Below are 18,785 nucleotides of genomic sequence, written 5' to 3'. Positions count from 1 at the left end.
TATGCTCGTGCTGATGAGTACCACCTTGCCGGACCTGGTGCAGATTGCGCCGCTACCTCCGTCGTCGCACGCGTATTCTCCAGACAATTTCGATCAGGCCGGGGAGCTGGAAGCAGCTCTCCGGCAGGCGGTCACGGGTGACGTTCAGTTCGATCGCGGAACGCGAGCCCTCTACGCGACCGATGCGTCGAACTACCGGCACATCCCTATCGGCGTAGTTCTGCCGCGCACGCGCGAAGACGTCATCGCGGCGGTGGCGGTGTGCCGTAGCTTCGGAGCTCCGCTGCTTTCGCGCGGCGCAGGCACGTCGCTTGCCGGCCAATGTACAAACGTGGCGGTCATTCTCGACTTTTCCCGATACATGCACCACGTGCTTGAGGTGGACGCCGATGCAGGCTGGGTTCGCGTGGAGCCCGGCATCGTGCTGGATGCGTTGCAGGCGGTCGTCAAACCGCTTGGGTGGTTCTTCGCACCGGATCCTGCAACGCATTCGCATTGCACGTTGGGCGGCATGCTGGGCAACAACTCCTGCGGCTCGCACGCCCTGTTTGGCGGCAAGACGGACGACAATACGCTTGAGCTTGAAGTGCTGCTGTACGACGGCACGATCCTTACCGCTGGTGAGACCAACGAAGCGGAGCTTGCGCGAATCCTCGCGGGGCGCGATCGCCGCGCCGAGATCTACCAGGAGTTGCTTGAGCTGCGCGACCAGTACGGCGCGCTGGTGCGTGAACGCTTTCCGGATATCCCGCGGCGAGTCAGCGGCTACAACCTGAATGAACTGCTGCCGGAGCGGAGCTTCAATGTGGCGCGGGCGCTGGTCGGTAGCGAAGCCACCTGCGTCGTGATTCTCTCGGCGAAGTTGCGCCTCAAGCGCAATCCATCGTGTCGAACGCTGGTCGTGGTCGGTTTTCCGGACATCTTCGTCGCAGCCGATCATGTCCCCGCAATCCTGGAGCACCAGCCGATCGCTGTGGAAGGTTTCGACGGCAAGCTGGTCGAATTCATGCGCCGCAAGTCGATGCTGCTGGCGAGCATCGGTCTGCTGCCTGCGGGTAACGGCTGGCTGTACGTAGAGTTCGGCGCCGACACTGAAGCTGAGAGCCAGGAGCGGGCTGCGGCTTTTGCAGACTCGCTGGTGGGCGGAGTAGCGCAGGCGCTGCTGATCAAGCCTGTGAGGGAGCAGCGCCGGTTGTGGGAGGTTCGCGAGGCAGCGTTGGGTGCGACCGCCTTTGTGCCGGGGCAGAAGCCTGGATGGGAAGGTTGGGAGGATCACGCGGTTGCGCCGGAAAAGCTGGGCGCGTACCTGCGCGCCTTCCGCGCCCTGCTGGACGAGTTCGGGTACGACACCGCGTTCTATGGTCACTTCGGGCAGGCGTGCGTGCATGTGCGCATCGACTTTGATCTGCGCAGCGAAGCGGGCATCCGGCACTTTCGCGCGTTTCTGGACCGGGCCGCCGATCTGACGGTCAGCTTCGGCGGGTCGCTGAGCGGAGAGCACGGCGACGGACAGGCACGGGGCGCGCTGCTGGAAAAGATGTACGGCTCGGAACTGATGCGCGCGTTTGAGCGCTTCAAGGACCTCTGGGATCCAGCCGGCAAGATGAATCCCGGCAAGCTCATCCGCGCCCGCCAGCCGCACGCCGATCTTCGCTACGGCGCGGACTTTGCGCCAGCGGAGCCCGCCAATCTGCACTTTGCGTATGCAAGCGATGGAGGCAGCTTTGCGCATGCGGCAGAGCGCTGCGTTGGTGTCGGCAAGTGTCGCAAAGAGGTCGGCGGCACCATGTGCCCCAGCTACATGGCCACGCGGGACGAACGGCACTCGACGCGTGGCCGGGCGCACGCGCTGTTTGAAATGCTGCAGGGTGAAGTGCTGGGCGGCGGTGTGGGCGAGGCGCTGTGGGACGACGAAGACGTGAAGGAGACGCTGGAGCTGTGCCTGAGCTGCAAGGCCTGCAAGAGTGAGTGCCCCGTGAACGTGGACATGGCCACGTACAAGGCCGAGTTCATGGCCCACTATCATCGAATGCATCGGCGACCGTTGCGGGCCTATGCGTTCGGGTTTATCGACCAGTGGGCGCGGCTTGCTTCGTGGACCTCGCCCGAGGCACTCAATTTGCTGCTGCGTGTGCCGGGCGTGGCGTTCCTGGCGAAGGCGCTGCTTGGAGTGGCACAGCAGCGCGCTATTCCGCAGTTCGCGGCTCGCAGCTATCAATCTATTCGTAAGTCGGCTGGACCGATGAGCGCGCCCGGCAACAGACGCGGTGTGCGCGATGTCCTGCTCTGGCCGGACACGTTCAACAACTACTTTCAGCCGCAGGTTTCGTCCGCTGCGCAGCGGGTGTTGGAATCAGCAGGCTTCCGGGTGCATGTGCCCCGCGGGCACGTTTGCTGCGGACGACCGCTGTATGACTTCGGCTTGCTGGACCAGGCAAAAGCTTATTTGCAGCGAACCCTGGACAGCATCGAAGCGGAGTTGGACGCGGGCATGCCGGTCGTCGTGTTGGAGCCGAGCTGTGCGTCGGTCTTCCGCGACGAGTTGACCGAGATGTTGCCCGGGGATCCGCGGGCGCAGCGGCTCCGCGATCAGACGTATCTCTTGTCGGAGTTCCTTCAGAAGCACGCTCCGGATTGGCAGCCGCCCCACTGGCCCGTGGAGGTGACTGTCCAGGGCCATTGCCACCACAAGGCGTTGATGAAGATGAGCGCCGAAGAAGAGGTGCTGCAGCGCATGGGCGCTCGCGCCACGGTGCTGGATTCGGGTTGCTGCGGTATGGCGGGTCCGTTCGGCTTCGAGAAAGAAAACTTCGACGTGTCGCAGGCGCTCGCAGAGCGCGTCCTCCTGCCCACAGTTCGGGAAGCCCCGATGTCCACGGCGGTGCTGGCCGACGGTTTCTCATGCCGGGAGGCCATTTCGCAAAACGCCTCCCGCCATGGCGTGCACCTCGCGGAGTTGCTGGACCTGGCGAGCCATCCTGACAGGAACACAGCTGCACCGGAAGAACTTGCTCGCCGGCCTCTGTTGGAGGAGCGTCGGCGCGCGCGAGTGCGTTTGGGCGTGGGTGCGGCGGTAGCTGCAGGCGTCGCGGTGTGGTTCTGGCGACGACGCTAATCTACAGCTTCGTCAGGAAGCTCTCGATTTCGGGCGACGTCCAGTCCTGCGGACCGACGAATTTCCGGCGAATGACACCGTTGCGGTCGATCACAAACGTTTCTGGAACGCGGATCGATCCGAAGCGGAGGTTCGCGCCTTCGGATCCATCTCGCACACTGAACAGCTTCAGCTTGTATTGCTTCAGGAAATCGGCGTAGGCCACGGGGTCGTCATCGATGGACACCGCCAGCACTTGCACCTGCGGCACCTGCTGCTGCATCTGTTGCAGGCTCGGCAACTCGTCCAGGCAGGGCGCACACCATGTGGCCCAGAAGTTCAGGACGACCGTCTTGCCCCGATAATCCTGCAGGCGGACCGTGCGCGCACCGTCGCGAACCACAAAATCCGGCGCTTGCTGCGAGACCTGTTGCGGGTGGTCGCCCCGGTTGCAGCCGCTGGCAACCAGCAGGGCACATGGCAGCACGAGCGCGGCGAAACGGCGGACGAAGCGGAAGGAGGGCAGCACAGGTCCTATGATACGAAGCGATGGTCGACCCGGAACAGCAAACAGCATCACAGGAGCCGGAGTTTACTTTGCGGCTGGATGGAAGTGCGCCCACGCACCCGGCATCCTCGCTGCGGTCGCGGTCCTATGTGGAGTTGGAGCAGGACGAGGCTGACACCCACGAGTTGTCCGTACTGATCCCGGCTCGCAACGAGGCGCATAATCTGCCAGGGTGCTTGGCATCGCTGATCGGACAGTCAGGCGACGGGTTTCAGTTGGGCCGGCACTGGCACATCTTTGTGATCGACGACGAATCGTCGGACGACACCCTACGCATTGCGCAGGATGTCGCAGGCAAGCACGAAGGAGTGCACGTCTTGCGCGCTCCGCAACTGCAGGCGAGACGGCACGGGTTCACCGGCAAGAATGCCGCCCTGTGGTTTGGAGTAAATCAGCCTGTGGCGCGGACGGCGAAGTGGCTGCTGTTCACCGATGCCGACACGCTGCATGAGCCTGGAACGACGCATCGGGCCGTGATCGAAGCGGAACGGCACGGCGTGGCGATGCTGAGCTACTCGCCGCGGCAGATCGCGGCCAACGTAGTGCAGCGCGCCCTTTTGCCTCTGGTGTTCTCAGAACTAGCGACGGCGTATCCACCAAAGCTCGTCAACGATCCTGGAAGTCCGATCGCCGCGGCAAACGGGCAGTTCCTGCTGGTGCAGAGGGCGGCTTACTTCAGCGTAGGCGGCCATCAGGCCGTTGCGGATCGCGTGTTGGAGGATGTGGCCCTGGCGCGTTTGCTGAAGCGCCGCCACGGCATTCGCCTGCGGTATGCGCCAGAAAGCGTGGCGGCGCGCATGTATCGCACCACAGGCGAGATGATGGCAGGCTGGACGAAGAACCTGGCCCTCTTGTTTCCGCGGCCGGTATGGCTGGCCGCGGCACGAATACTGGACTTCGTTCTTTTGGTAGGCCTGCCGGTGCTCAGCCTGTCGCTGCCGTGGCTGCTGTGGCAACGAGCAGCGTTCTGGGTCCTTTGGCTGCGAGTGATTCTGCGCTACTGGACACGGACACGCCGGTCAGGAGCAAATGCGATCGACATCGCGCTGGCCGTGTTTGCTCTGCCCCTACTCGCGCTGTTGCTGGTACGGTCCTGGCAGCAGGTCGGTCTCGCCAAGCAGGTTTCGTGGAAGGGAAGAGAGTACCCGCAGTAGGGTTATTCTTCGCGCAATACTTCCAGTGGTTTCTGGCCCAGAATGCGGTAGCTTGCAAGCCATCCCGTCGCCACGGTGAGCAGCGCGACAAGGATCCACATGCCGAGGTTCTCGGCCGCGTTCAGGTGGTAGCCCAGGTCCATTTGGCGCAGCAGCGCCCGCGTGCTGAGATTGGCGAAGAGCAGGCCGACAAGGCCGGCGACCAGGCCGAGCACGGCGAATTCGATCGTGAAGATGGATCCGATGCGCAAACGGGTAGCGCCGAGCGTTTTCAGGACAACCACCTCGCGCACGCGGCGGTAGCGCGTGCCTGCCACGGCTGATGCCAGAATGACTAATCCGGCAAAGATGGAGAAACCTGCAAGGAACTGCACCACAAGCTGAACCTGCACAAGGATCTTCCGCAGCTGCTCAAACGCCTGCGCCACGTTGATCACGGTGACGGTCGGATACTTTGCGTACAACGCCCGTTGCAGTTCGCCTACCTGGTTCGGGTCGGAATGCACCGCGCCGTACCAGACCTCCGAAATGCCGTCGAGCGGCGCGCGCGGCAGGATGAATTCGGCGCGCGAGTACGCGTGCTGACCGTCGGAGCGAACGATGGCTGAGACCTCTGCATCGATCGGTCGATCCGCGTCGCTGCCGGCTGCGAAGACGATGTGCGAGTGCAGCTTTACACCAAGGCGTTCCGCGTGACGTTCGCCGATGGCGAGTTGCGCCCGCGTTTCGCCAGGCTGCCAGAACTTACCCTGCAGCACCGTCGTGCCCTCGGGGAGCGTCTCCGACCAGGTGAGCGTAATGCTTTGCAGCATGCGCTGAGGGAAGTTCTTCAGCTTCAATTGAGCGGCTGGAACCCCGTCCACCGACAGGATGCGCGAGGACAGCACGGGAACAAATTCCGGCGTGCCGCGAACCTCCGGCTGCTGCTTCAGCAGACTCTGTAGACCGAGTAGTTCGTTATCGGCGATGTCGACCAGAAAGACGTTGGGTAGGTCCGTGCGCGTGGACAGCTTCAGCTCGTGCGTGAAGGCCTGGCCGAGAAAGAAGACGATAGCAACCTGCATCACACCCAAGCCAAGCGCAGCCAACAGAGCGGCTGAGGGATTGCCGGGACGATACAGATTCGCCAGCCCGTGGCGCACTGCAGGCGGTAGCGAAAATCGCGTGCGCTGTAAGGTGCGCCGCAGGATCCAAAGCAGCAAAGCTGCCGCAGCGATGAGAGCCAGCAATACCGCGACCAGAGCGACCACAAAGATCAGGCCAGCCTTGCGAGACTCGGAAAGCACACCGGCAATGGTGGCCAGACCGGCCAAAATCAGCACCATAGCGCCCACCTGTACAAGGTTGGCACGCAGGCGTTGACGCAGCTGTTGCAGTGCCGGAGCGGGCTCCGCATCCACGGCGCGCCGCAAGATAGATATGGGACGAACGTTGCGGATGTCGAGCAGTGGCGGCAGCGTAAACAGGACCGTGATGATCAGCCCCGTAAGGATGCCGGTAAGCACTGCGCTGCCCGCGATGTGCAGCTCTGGCGAGAGTCCCAACATGCGGCCAAGCAGCAGCGGCAGCGCAACCTGCACCGCAACGCCCAGCAGCACGCCGACAACCCCGCCCAGCAGCCCCAGGAAGATGGTTTGCAGAAGATAAATGCGAACTACGCTGCTGCTCTGGGCACCCAGCGACTTCATGATGGCGATGGAGTCAAGCCGCTCCAGCAGATGGGTGCGCATGGCCATCGCCACGCCCAGCGCGCCCAGCACCAGTGCCACCAGAGAGACGAGGGAGAGGATGTCTGTCGCGCGATCCAGCGCAACAGTGATCGCCGGATTGGTCTCCCGATAGTCGGAGACGTTCGCTTCCGGCAGGGCTTCCTCGACCGCAGCCTTGAGCTTTGCCACGACACGATCGTCGGGTGATGGAAGTTTGAAGAGGAATCGCTCGCTCGCACGCGAACCGGTGGCCAGCAGGTGTGTTTCCGCCAATTGCTGCTGGCTCGAGAGCACCCGCGGTCCTGCGGCAAAGGCACCAGACAAGCGATCCGGCTCGCTCTCGACCACGGCGGCAATGCGAAAGGTGCGGTCACCGAGCGTGATGCTGTCGCCCACATGTAAGCGGAGGCGAATCAGCAGATCTTCACCGACCGCAACCGAATCGTTGCCGACGGCCTGTTCCAAGGGCATGGACGGCTGCAGATCGACCCGGCCATAGTAGGGATATTCGCGGGGGTCGATGGCCTTGAGCGCGACCAGCAATGGATCCATCGAGTTCGCGGCGGTGGCCATGGACGCCATCTCTGTGACGGTGGTGCGGCGAAGCCCGGCTGCGGCATGGTCCAGCAATGCAAGTTGCTTTGGTGTGGGCTGCTGAAACATCCTTGCGCCCAAATCGCCTGCCAAAATCGACCGAGCGCGGATCAGCAGAGTATGTCGAAACGATGCGGAAAAGCCGCGCACGCCTGTAAGCGCCGCCACGCCAACAGCGACGCTGAGAACCACGAAGAGGAATTTGGTGCGCGAGGCTCGCAACTCTCGCCAGGCGACGCGCGCCGCCGTGGACCAAGGAAGCGCTGCCATCAGCCGAACCTCGGATTAGTGCTGGTGCTCCCTGGGAAGGCGTCATTGCGCTGATCGGAAACCAACGCGCCATCGCGTATGGTCAGCGTGCGAGACGCGTGCGCAGCAACGGCAGGGTCGTGCGTGACCAGCACAAGCGTGGTTCCTTCCTTCCGGTTCAGGTTCAGCAGGAGGTCCATCACCTGCGCGCCGTTGCGCGAGTCCAGGTTGCCGGTAGGCTCGTCGGCCAGCACGATGGGCGGACGCAGAACAAACGCGCGTGCCAGGGCGACCCGCTGCTGTTCGCCGCCGGAGAGCTGAACAGGATAATGATCTCCGCGATCCGCAAGACCCACTGCATCCAGCAGGCCCCGGGCACGTTCCAGGCCTTCGCGCTCCTGACCCTTGCTGTTCAGTTCGTAGGGCAGCAACACGTTTTCCAGCGCGGTCAACGTGGGGATTAACTGGTAACTCTGGAAGACAAAGCCGATCAGACGGCCCCGGACGGCTGCAAGATCGTCCTCTTTCAGGTAGCTGATCTCGGTTCCGTTCAGATTGACGTTGCCGCTGGTGGGTGTGTCGAGCCCGGCCAGCAGACCGAGCAGCGTGCTTTTGCCGGAGCCCGACGCGCCGACCATGGCGACGAACTCGCCGGCCGTCACGTCAAAGCTGATGCCCCGAAGGATTTCGACCGTTCGGGAACCGTTGCGGATGGTCTTGATCAGGTTGGAAACGCGGATGCTTGGCGTGGAACTCACGCGCTCAGTATCGCACTGCATCTCACATGATTGACGCTATGCCTAACCTCTCTCGAACCCGGCTCCTGTTGTTGGTTACCCTGCTTTTCCTGCTCCCTCTTTGGCTGAACGGATGCAAACCCGGCCAGGCCACACGCCAATCCGAAAACCAGAACAGCGCCGTTAACTACCAGGCGGCCATTGCGCGAGCACATTCCAAGCCTATGAGCACCACGGAACAACAGGCCGTCGATGACGGTCGCCCTGTGATCGCCTGCTTTGGCGACAGCCTGACTGCCGGCTACGGCGTAGACGCAGCCGACTCCTATCCGTCGCGCCTGCAAGGCCTGCTGGACAAGGCCGGGTATCACTACCGCGTGGTCAACTTGGGCATCAGTGGGGAAACCACGAAGGACGGTCTGGCGCGCGTCGACCGCGTACTCGCCTTGCATCCGGCCATCGCGGTGGTGGAGTTCGGCGGCAACGACGGTCTGCGCGGAGTGCCCGTTGCAAGTTCGCGAGCCAACCTGGACGCGATCGTTCAGCGACTGAAATCCAGCGGAACCGAAGTTGCGCTTGCCGGCATCACGCTGCCGCCGCAGTTCGGCCAGGCTTACATTCAGGAGTTCAACCGCACGTACCACGTGGTCGCAGACAAGTATTCCGTCCCGCTTTACCCGTTTCTGCTACAGGGCGTGTGGGGCGTGAGCGGAAGCATCCAGCAGGATGGGGTGCACCCCACTGCTCAGGGCTGCCGGCAGGTCGCGAAGAATATCTTCGGCTTTCTGCAGCCGATGCTGAAGAAATAGGTATGTCGATTACACGAGGTTGAGGTGCGGCTGGAACAGGGTTCCGGCCACGCGCCTGCATATCGCTGCCAGCTCCGTTTGACCGCGAAACACCTTAACCATCCTGCTTTGCGAATACTCCGGCAGGTTCGCTGCCTGTCCGTTGCGCAGTTTGGTCAGAGACGACTCGTCCGCTGCGACGGCGGGGAACTCCGGCAGGATTGTCCTCGGGTGAAGCAGGAGATCGCGCACGTTTCCGTGGTTCACCGCGTCGATCAACTGGTCGCGGGTACATGCCTGCTGCAGCGTGAAGGGTCCGGCCTGCACCCTGCGCAGGCTGCTCAAGTGCGCACCGCACCCGGCTAGCTGACCCAGTTCATGCGCCACCGAACGCACGTAACCCCCGGACGACACATGGATGCTGAACTCGGCCGTGTCGCCGTCCAAAGCATCGAGCGTGAAGTTATGGATGGTGATGCGTGATGTCTTCAAAGCGACGGGCTTGCCCTGCCGCGCAAGCTTGTATGCGGGAACGCCATCGATCTTCTTCGCCGAAAATACCGGCGGCATCTGATCGATCTCTCCACGAAACTTCTCTGCTAGGGCGCGTAGCTCTTCCAGTGAGCGCGTCAGCGGCTCCGGCTCGCTCATGCGCTCGCCCTCGGCGTCGAAAGTATCGGTGCTGAAGCCGAAGCGGATGGTGCCGGTATAGAGCTTCTCTGCGGTGGAGAAGAACGAAGCCAGCCGCGTCCACTTGCCGATCAGAAGCGGGAGCACGCCGGTGGCCATGGGATCGAGCGTTCCCAGGTGTCCGATGGAGCGCTCGTTCGTGGCGCGCCGGGCCAGCGCAACCACGTCGTGCGAGGTGAGGCCCGCGGGCTTATCGAGAATCAGGAGACCGTGAATAGGAGCGGCTTGCATGAACTCTCCCATTACAGCAGAGCGCGGCTCTGCTATGTTGCGCTGCTGCCTGCCGTCTCCGGATACTGGTGGTGAAGTGCATCCTGGTAAGCGCGCATGGCTGCACGGTAGAGATCACGGTTCGCAGGGTTCGGCCTCGCCGTCTTGGAATCATCCACGCGCACATAGCGGTCGGCCAACTCCTGAAACGAACCGCCGTCTCCCGCGGCGCAGCCGCACGCGTACATCGCCTGAATGGCGGCACCGAGGCAGCCTGCTTCTTCCTCCGCAGGCACCTGAATCGTTGCGCCCGTTGCATCCGCCAGCAGTTGCCGCCATTCGGCCGACTTCGCGCCGCCACCGATCAGTTGTACGGTTTGCGCAGCGGCGCCTTGCAGGATCAGCTCCAAGCCTGCGAGGATGCCGAAGCTGACGCCTTCCACCATGGCGCGGATCAGGTGCTGTTGCGTGTAGTTGTTTGCTGAGACGCCCAGCAGCGTGCCGCGTGCGGAGGGCAGGTCGGGGGTGCGCTCGCCATTCAGAAATGGAAGCCACACCAGGCCATCGGCGCCGGGCGGTGTGTTCTGCAATGCGGGTTCCAGAGCGGCTACAGTGCTGCCGATCAGTTCCACTGTTTGTGTGACCACGTTGGTCGCGTTCATCGTGCAGACCAGCGGCAGCCACCCGCCACTGCTGCTGCAGAAGGGCGCAACGTTGCCGCTGCGATCCTCGGCGGGAGCGTCGCGATAGCTGTACACCGTAGACGATGTTCCGAGGCTCATGGTCACCACGCCCTGTTTCACGTTGCCGGTGCCCAGAGCTCCCATCATGTTGTCGCCACCGCCGCTTGCAACCAGGCAGTCGTGCGGTAGTCCAAGCTCGTCCGCGATCTCGGGGCGGAGCTTGCCGACGGCGTCTTCCGGCGTGATCAGCTGCGGCAGTGCTGAGACCAACTGACCGCTTCCTCCGTCAATCCACTGCAGCACCTCGGCAATCCACTTGCGGCTGCGCGGGTCGAAGTACCCGGTTCCGGAGGCGTCGCCGTATTCCGCACGAAGGTTTCCGGTCAACCAGAGGTTCAAGTACTCATGCGGCAGGAGGATGTGGCGCACTCGCGCGAAGTTCTGCGGCTCAACCTCTTTCAGCCAAAGCAGCTTGCTTACGGTGTAGCCCGTTCGCGGGACGATGCCGAACCGCTCTATCCATGCTTCCGGTCCACCGAAGTGGGTCAGCAGCTTTTCATTCTGCGGCGCGGTTTCCGTGTCGTTCCAAAGTTTGGCGGGACGAATGACCTCGTTCGCTTCGTCCAACACAACCAGCCCGTGTTGTTGACCCGAGATGCCGATGCCCTGCACAGCAGCGTTCGGGTGCGAGGCCATGGCAGCGGCCACACTCGTTTTCAACGCATCCACCCACCATCGCGGATCCTGCTCGCGCGCTCCATTGGCGCGCTCGATGATGTCGTGCTTGGCGTAGCCGCGGCCCAGGGTCTTGCCATCCTGCTGCAGCAGCAGCGCCTTGGTTCCTTGTGTGCCGCAGTCAATGCCCAGAAACGCGGATGCCGTTGTCATACCGGCATTGTCGCCTGATCAACAACTGTCTGCCAATTGCGATCGCTGGCACACTCCACAATGTTTTTGCATCCAACGCACTGACATCAGCAAGGGAAAGAAGCAGGGATGTGGATCGTACGCCTGGCGCTGCGGCGCCCGTATACGTTTGTCGTGTTATCGATGCTCATCATGCTGCTTGGCATCGGCACGGTGATCACTGCGCCGAAAGATATCTATCCGTACATCAACATTCCTGTTGTCACGATTGTTTGGAGCTATAGCGGACTGCCTCCACAGGACATGGAAGGCCGCATCGTCACCGTGTGCGAGCGGGCTCTGTCCACCACTGTCAACGACATCGAACACACGTCCAGCGAAAGCTACCAGGGTGTGTCCGTCATTCGCGTGTACTTTCAGCCCACCGTAAAGGTGGAGCTCGCGTTGTCGCAGATCACCGCGGTGGTGCAAACGATTCTGCGCATCCTGCCGCCGGGCACATACCCGCCCAACATCATCAAATACGACGCTTCGAGCGTGCCCATCGTTCAGCTCGCTCTGAATGGTCAAGGGCTCACGGAAGAAGATCTATACGACGACGGCACCTCGTTTGTCCGACCGCGGCTGGCCAACGTGCAGGGTGCTTCCGTGCCTCTGCCGTACGGGGGCAAGGTGCGCCAGGTGCAGGTGGATATCGATCCGAACCTGCTGTACTCGCACCACCTTGCAGCCCAGGATATTTCGACCGCGCTGAACCAGCAGAATCTGATTCTGCCCGCCGGTGTCGCGCGCATGGGCGATCGAGAGTTCATCATCAAGCTGAACTCGTCGCCCGCGTTGGTCAGCGCGATGAACGACATGCCAATCCGCGCCGCTAACGGGGCGGTGGTCCAAATGAAGGACGTGGCGCAGGTACGCCTCGGCTCCGCACCACAGGTCAACGTCGTTCGCGAGAACGGCAAGCGTGGCGCTCTGTTGACCGTACTCAAGAACGGCCAGACCAGCACGCTGGACATTGTGAATGGCGTGAAAAAGATGCTGCCCCAGATCGAGGCAGGCATTCCCGGCCTGGAGATCACACCGCTGTTCGACCAGTCCATCTTTGTGCGTGAGTCCATCAGCGAAGTAGTGCGCGAGGCGATCATCGCCGCGACGCTGACCGGCTTGATGATCCTGTTGTTTCTTGGATCGTGGCGGTCCACCCTCATCGTCTGCACTTCCATTCCACTCTCGATCGCCACGTCGCTGGTCATCCTGTATGCCCTTGGTCAGACCATCAACGTGATGACGTTGGGCGGCCTGGCCCTTGCTGTCGGCATCCTGGTCGACGATGCAACGGTCGAGATCGAGAACACGCACCGCAACATGAGCGAGAAGAAGCCGCTGGTGCGATCCATTCTCGATAGTGCGCAGCAAGTGGCCACCCCGGCATTCGTGTCCACGTTGTCCATATGCATCGTTTTCACCCCCGTGCTTCTGCTCACAGGACCTGCGCGGTTCCTCTTTACGCCGCTCGCCATGGCCGTTGTCTTCGCCATGCTCGCGTCGTACTTCCTGTCGCGAACGCTACTGCCAACGATGATGCACTTCCTGCTGGCGGCCGAACTGCCGCTGTACCAGGATGAAGGCGCGAGTGAGAAGGAAGCGGAGCGGAACTTTCTCTGGCGGTGGCACCACAAGTTCGACGCTTGGTTCGATCGCCGTCGCGATCAATATCGCAAGGTGTTGGCCTGGACGCTCGACAACAAGGGCCTGACCATCGCCGGCTTCGGTCTCTTCGTGGTGCTCTCCTTGCCATTGCTGTTTTTCATCGGTCAGGACTTCTTCCCCTATGTCGATTCCGGGCAGATGCGGCTCCACGTCTATCCGCCGGAAGGCATGCGGCCCGAAGACTCAGAGCTTTACTTCGCCAGCGTTGAGCGAGAGATCCGGCACCTCCTACCGGCCGACGAGGTCACGCTGATCCTGGACAACATCGGTCTGCCCAACGGCGGTATCAACCTCGCGTTTACCTCTGGAGGTGCGACCTCCGACACAGACGGCGAGATCCTCATCTCCTTAAAGCCGGGCAAGCGTCACACGCAGGAATATCAACGGCTGTTGCGGCACGATCTGCATGACAAATTTCCGGAGGCGACGTTCTTTTTCGAACCGGCCAACATCACGAATCAGATTCTTGATTTCGGTCTGCCAGCGCCGATCGATATCCAGGTTGCCGGTCGCGCACGGCAGAATTACCAGCTCGCGCAGCAACTGCTGAAACAGGTGCAGGCAATCCCAGGCATTGCGGATGCGCACATCCACCAGCAGGTGGCACTGCCCACGGTGAATGTCAACGTAGACAGGCTCAAAGCGCGCCAGATCGGCCTGACTCAGCAGGATGTTGCACAAAGCATGTTGATCTCGCTGACCGGCACGGGACAGACCGCGCCGAACGAATGGCTGAACCCACTCTCCGGGGTGAACTACCAGGTTGTGGTGCAGACCCCGCAGTATCGCATCGACTCGATGCAGGCTATGTCGCGCATTCCGGTGACCGGTCCTGCCGGTAACGTGAGCCAATTGCTGGGCAACGTTGCGAACTTCGAGCGCGACATCACGCCCGTAATCATTGACCACTACAACATTCAGCCAACGTATGACATTTACGCAGACGTCGATCAGCGGGATCTGGGTGGCGTGGCCAGCGATATCCGCAAGATCATCGACCGCGCGGGCAAGGATGTTCCGAAGGGGTCGCAGATCGCTCTGCGCGGTGAGGTGCAAACGATGACCAGTTCGTTTGAGCGGCTGGGTCTCGGCATCATCTTCGCCATCATCCTGGTTTATCTGCTTATGGCGGTGAATTTTCAAAGCTGGCTCGATCCGCTGATCATCCTCATGTCTCTGCCAGTGGGTTTCGCGGGCATCCTATGGATGCTCTTCCTGACCGGCACCACCTTCAACGTGCCTTCGCTCATGGGCTCCATCATGACCATCGGTGTCGCTACAGCAAACTCGATCCTGATGGTCGTGTTTGCCAATGACGAGCGAATCGCTGGACGTAACAACATCGAAGCTGCGGAGAACGCAGGCTTCACACGCTTGCGGCCTGTAGTCATGACCGCGCTGGCCATGATCATCGGCATGCTCCCAATGGCTCTGGCGCTGGGCGAAGGCGGGGAGCAGAACGCTCCGCTTGGGCGCGCCGTGATCGGCGGCTTGATGTTTGCCACCCTTGGAACCCTGTTTGTGGTTCCCATCATGTACTCCTGGTTGCGCAAGGACGCGCCGAAGAACTGGGCCGAGGAGATCGAGCAAACCGAGCGGGAAGAGGCCGAGGAGAAGGAGCGGGCCGCGCAATCGGCATCGCAGGCTCCCGGCAGCGCACAACCAAGAACCGCGTAGCCATACGCACCACCAGACCGCGACACGCGGCGCACGGGGACGGAACCTACCACGATGAGCGACGACCTGCAGCAGCGAATCTATCCGGAAGACGAGCGCCTTCGCGAGGTCTCCGAAGATCCCGATCGCCGGATGACCCGCGCCGAATGGGAACGGGAAGAGTCGCTTGCGCGCCAGGCCGCTCACAAGCGCCATGAGCAGGTGGCGCACGACAGGGAAGTCCAGCAGGACTATGACAAGCACCACCGCCATAAGCGCCGGAACTGGAGGCCAATTCTGTTCTGGGCAGCGGTCGGGATTGCCGTGCTTCTACTCATCTTTTTCATCGGCTATCTGCCGCGCCACAACCGCAACAAGCGCATCCAGGCAGAGGCGCAACAGCGCGAACGCGAGAACCCCAGGGTCGATGTGGTCAAGGTGAGCCGGACAGCGGCGCCTGGCCAGCTTACTGTGCCGGGAACCACTTCATCCTTCACCGACGCCTATGTGTTTGCGCGTGCCAATGGCTACGTGAAGAAGCGCTTTGTCGACATCGGCGATCACGTCCGCAAGGGGCAGTTGCTGGCCCTGATCGATGCGCCGGAATTGGACCAGCAGGTGGACCAGGCACGAGAGCAGTTGCGCCAGGCCGAAGCGCAGGAGGCACAGCAGCAGGCGCAGCTCGACCTGTCGCGGGTCACCTGGGAGCGTTGGCGCACTCTGGTCGCCAAGGGTGTATTTTCCCGGCAGGATGGCGACCAGCGCGAGACCGACTACCGCACTCAGCTAGCCACGGTCGCATCGTCCCAGCGCAACGTGGAAAGCTATCGCGCGAACCTCTTGCGGGTGATTGCGTTGCAGAGCTATGAGCGGGTGACCGCGCCGTTCGACGGTGTGGTGACGCAGCGCAATGCAGATGTGGGCGCCCTGGTCGGCTCGAATGGTGCTGCCATGAGCGCGCCCAACCCGACCACGTCGTCCAGCAACGGCGGCACGGCCGGAGTGGCCTCCGCAAATAACAGCGGCTCCAGCGGAAGCACGTCGACAGGCGCGGCCCCGACCACAGGCGGCGCGCAGGGTGGGGCCATTTTTGTCATCTCGCAAATCGATACGCTCCGCATTCTGGTCAGCGTCCCTGAGGGGTACGCCACCAGCGTCCGCAAGGGGATGAACGCGGCCGTGTTTGTGCAGGAGCGCATGGGCGGCCCGCCGGTGCAAGGCACCGTGACGCGCACGGCCGATTCGCTGGACCAGAACACTCGGACCATGCTCACGGAGGTCGATATCGACAATCGCGGCGGCAAGCTGTTTCCCGGGATGTACACGGTTGTGTCGTTCCAGCAGGTCCGCGGGGAGGCTCCGCTTGCAGTTCCGGGTGACGCGGTGGTGATCCGCAACGACCGGACCACGCTGGCCGTGGTCGACCCCACCAACCACGTACACATGACGCCGGTGTCAATCGGCCGAGACTATGGTCCGTCCGTCGAGATCGTCAGCGGCCTGCGCGACGGCGACACGGTGATCACCAGCGTTACGGACGACGTTCGCGAAGGCGCCGTCGTACGGCCGCAATTGATGCAGCGCAGCGAGAATGACGCAACTGGAAAGGGTGCCCAGGCCCAAACACACCAGACGCCCGACAGTGGACCCAACCAGTACGGCGACCAGAGCATTGTGAATTCGCAAGCGGAGAGCACCAACAATCAGGGCAAGCGTGGCCAGAACAACGGGACATCGCAGCAGGGCCAGAATGTGCAGCAGCACGGTCCGCAGCAGAAAGCCGACGGCGGAAAGTCGAGCGGCCGATGATCTCTGGCATTCGGTCCATCGTTTCTCTGAATCGGATGGCTCTGCCGATCGGCGTGGCTGCGGTAGTTCTTGTTGCGTCCGCCGCCGCCGCTCAGCAGGACCCGCAAGGGCGGCAGCAGCCGGCTCCGTACACGGCACCGCAGACAGCGCTGCCCGCTGTGCCCCAGGCGCCGGGCCAGCAGGCCGTGCCTGGGCAGCAGCAACCAACCGCATCTCCGGACGCGCCTCTGCCCCGGCCGGACGGCAGTTCGGTCGACCTGCGCGATGTGGAGCCGCTGACACCGGAACTTCCCGGCGCGGTCGGTGGAAATTCCCAAACGCAGCAGGTGCGTGGCGATTCGCAACTGCCGCGGAGAGAGGCCCCGGCCGCGTTCCAGACGAGTCCTATCCGACTCATCGCCCCGTACCGCGCAGCGCATGTGCCGGAGTTGCCCACAGCAACTTCCGTTCGGATCGACTCGCTGGTGCGAGACGGCAAGCTATACCTTTCTCTGCACGACGCCGTGGCGCTCGCGGTGGAGAACAACCTGGACGTGGAGGTGAGCCGGTACAACCTGCTGTTGGCCGACACGGACCTGACCCGCGCCCGTGGCGGCGGCAATCTTCGCGGGATCGATTACACGATCACGCAAACGGCACCAGGTGTGGGTGCGCAGACGAGCCCTCTGCTGAACGCAGCTACAGATGGCACAACCGCGGCCACCGCGCCCCAGGTAACCGACCTTAGCCAGATCACCCAGGCCGGGAACACCGTGCAGCAATCGCTGAGCCAAACCAATGGCTTCGCCTACGCGCCCGGGCCGCAGACGCCGCTGTTCGATCCTGTGGTCACGGGGCAGGCCGGCTATCTGCGGCGCTCTGACCAGAAATCGCTGGAATCCACCACCACTACGGGAAGCGGAACCGGCACAGGAACGGGGAGTGGCGGCACCAATGTGAATACGCCCCCGCTCGACTTCGTGAATACGGGTGTCGATTACCAGCAGGGCTTCTCGTTTGGCGCTCAGATTGAGGCGTTCGTCAGCAACGCGCCCCAGGTGCTCTACGCCAACAATTCGCAGTACAACCCATTTCACGCGCCCTCCACCAACTTCACCTTTACGCAGTCGCTGTTACGCGGCCGCGGCAGGCAGGTGAATTTACGGTTTGTGCGCATCGCGCGCCTCGATCAGCAGGTCTCGCGACTCCTGTTTGAGCAGCAACTGCTCGAGACGGTCTACGGCATATCAAGGCTGTACTACGACCTGGTGTCGCTCGGGGAAAACATCGGGGTTCGCGAAGATGCTCTGGCCGCGGCCGAACGGCTCTTCCGCGACGATCAGAACCAGGTGGCCGAAGGAACGCTGGCACCCATCGAGCTGACGCGCGTGCAGGCGCTATTGGCGGCGAGCCGGCTGGATCTGATCCAGGCTCGTGGGGAATACCGCCAGCAGGAGGTCATCCTTCGGCAGAACCTGCTTAGGCGCCTCAGTGACCCCGGCGCGCAGTTTGCGTCCATCGTTCCGACCGACCACATCGATGTTCCGGATGCCCCACCACAACTCGACGTGCCGCGGCTGACCTCCGATGCGCTTGCAACGCGCCCCGACCTGCTGCAGGCCGGCATCCAGGTGCAGGCAAACGAGATTGCCGCACGGGGCACGGCCAACGCGGTGAAGCCCCTGCTGAACGTGTACGCAAACGTGCAGACCCGGGGCTCGTCGCTGGTCCCATACCAGCTTGTGGGATCGCCGGGTACCGGCGTGGCGACCACGCCGGCCGCGCTGACCCAGGGCGGTCTGCGCTTGTCGACGATCTATCAGGGCGGGATCCAGCTCAATCTACCGCTGCGGAACCGCATCGCCCAGGCCGATGCGGCACGCGACCAGGTTCAACTTCGTCAGTCGCAGGGCCGGGCTGCGAAGCTGGAAAACGATGTTCGGCAGCAGGTGGAAAACGCAACCGTGGCGCTGGAGAACGCGCACCAGGCATACGCCGCGGCAGTTGAGAGCCGCAACTACCAACAGCAATTGCTGCAGGCAGAAATCGACAAGTTTTCAGTGGGCGCCAGCACCAACTACCTGATTGTGCAAGACGAGGCCTACCTTGCCCAGGCGCGCGCGACCGAGGTCGCCGCACGATCCGATTATCAAAAGGCCCAACTGGCCCTCGACCGCGCGTTGGGAGACCTCCTGCAGAAGAATGGGATTGCCTTTGATGACGCCGTGCAGGGCAGAGTTGCGGATCATCCATAACCTCCGCGAACGGTTTTGTACGGCGCAAATCTC

General features: G+C 62.5%; 11 protein-coding genes. 6 read left to right on the top strand and 5 right to left on the bottom strand.

The genetic code is table 11. The features are described 5' to 3' along the window. Positions 1-13 precede the first annotated feature (13 nt). The gene (locus OHL12_RS05905; protein WP_263412898.1) at positions 14-3,115 is read left to right on the top strand and encodes an FAD-binding and (Fe-S)-binding domain-containing protein; all 3,102 of its coding nucleotides are present in this window, start codon (positions 14-16) and stop codon (positions 3,113-3,115) included. A 1-nt stretch (position 3,116) separates the two neighbouring features. Here the strand turns inward: OHL12_RS05905 and OHL12_RS05900 are convergent, their stop codons facing one another. Then, positions 3,117-3,623, bottom strand: coding sequence for a TlpA family protein disulfide reductase (locus tag OHL12_RS05900; RefSeq protein WP_263412897.1), 507 nt, complete (start codon positions 3,621-3,623; stop codon positions 3,117-3,119). A gap of 20 nt (positions 3,624-3,643) precedes the next feature. Between OHL12_RS05900 and OHL12_RS05895 the strand changes: the two genes are divergently transcribed. Next, positions 3,644-4,816 (top strand): glycosyltransferase, encoded by a 1,173-nt coding sequence (locus tag OHL12_RS05895; RefSeq protein ID WP_263412896.1) that lies wholly within the window; start codon positions 3,644-3,646, stop codon positions 4,814-4,816. Positions 4,817-4,818: 2 nt separating this feature from the next. Here the strand turns inward: OHL12_RS05895 and OHL12_RS05890 are convergent, their stop codons facing one another. Both OHL12_RS05890 and OHL12_RS05885 read right to left on the bottom strand, forming a co-directional pair. Beyond that, entirely contained in the window at positions 4,819-7,389 is a 2,571-nt protein-coding gene (locus tag OHL12_RS05890) for an ABC transporter permease (RefSeq protein ID WP_263412895.1), read from the bottom strand. Continuing rightward, positions 7,389-8,126, bottom strand: a complete 738-nt coding sequence (locus OHL12_RS05885; protein ID WP_263412894.1) for an ABC transporter ATP-binding protein — start codon at positions 8,124-8,126, stop codon at positions 7,389-7,391. Before OHL12_RS05885 ends, OHL12_RS05890 begins: the two co-directional genes overlap by 1 nt. Positions 8,127-8,329: 203 nt before the next feature. On the opposite strand from OHL12_RS05885, the gene OHL12_RS05880 reads away from it, so the two are divergent. After that, on the top strand, positions 8,330-8,914 hold the full coding sequence (locus OHL12_RS05880; RefSeq protein ID WP_263412893.1) for an arylesterase: 585 nt from the start codon (positions 8,330-8,332) through the stop codon (positions 8,912-8,914). Positions 8,915-8,923: 9 nt separating this feature from the next. Here the strand turns inward: OHL12_RS05880 and truB are convergent, their stop codons facing one another. Beyond that, positions 8,924-9,814: a tRNA pseudouridine(55) synthase TruB gene (truB, locus tag OHL12_RS05875; RefSeq protein ID WP_263412892.1), complete on the bottom strand. Its 891-nt coding sequence runs from the start codon at positions 9,812-9,814 to the stop codon at positions 8,924-8,926. Positions 9,815-9,846: 32 nt separating this feature from the next. After that, positions 9,847-11,364: a xylulokinase gene (gene xylB / locus OHL12_RS05870; RefSeq protein WP_263412891.1), complete on the bottom strand. Its 1,518-nt coding sequence runs from the start codon at positions 11,362-11,364 to the stop codon at positions 9,847-9,849. Between the two features lie 108 nt (positions 11,365-11,472). Between xylB and OHL12_RS05865 the strand changes: the two genes are divergently transcribed. Genes OHL12_RS05865 through OHL12_RS05855 form a run of 3 tightly spaced genes read left to right on the top strand, consistent with a single transcriptional unit; the run spans position 11,473 to position 18,752 of the window. After that, positions 11,473-14,730, top strand: a complete 3,258-nt coding sequence (locus tag OHL12_RS05865) for an efflux RND transporter permease subunit (RefSeq protein WP_263412890.1) — start codon at positions 11,473-11,475, stop codon at positions 14,728-14,730. 54 nt (positions 14,731-14,784) lie between these two features. Then, positions 14,785-16,518 carry an efflux RND transporter periplasmic adaptor subunit gene (locus OHL12_RS05860; protein WP_263412889.1) on the top strand — a complete coding sequence of 578 codons (1,734 nt, stop codon included), beginning with the start codon at positions 14,785-14,787 and terminating at the stop codon, positions 16,516-16,518. Then, positions 16,515-18,752: a TolC family protein gene (locus OHL12_RS05855; RefSeq protein ID WP_263412888.1), complete on the top strand. Its 2,238-nt coding sequence runs from the start codon at positions 16,515-16,517 to the stop codon at positions 18,750-18,752. The genes OHL12_RS05860 and OHL12_RS05855 overlap by 4 nt, the downstream gene beginning before the upstream one ends. Positions 18,753-18,785: the final 33 nt, after the last annotated feature.

This window comes from Terriglobus aquaticus (genome assembly GCF_025685415.1).
GTDB classification, from domain to species: domain Bacteria; phylum Acidobacteriota; class Terriglobia; order Terriglobales; family Acidobacteriaceae; genus Terriglobus; species Terriglobus aquaticus.
The sequence above is the reverse complement of the archived record's forward strand: the minus strand, read 5'-3'. Positions and strand labels throughout refer to the sequence as shown.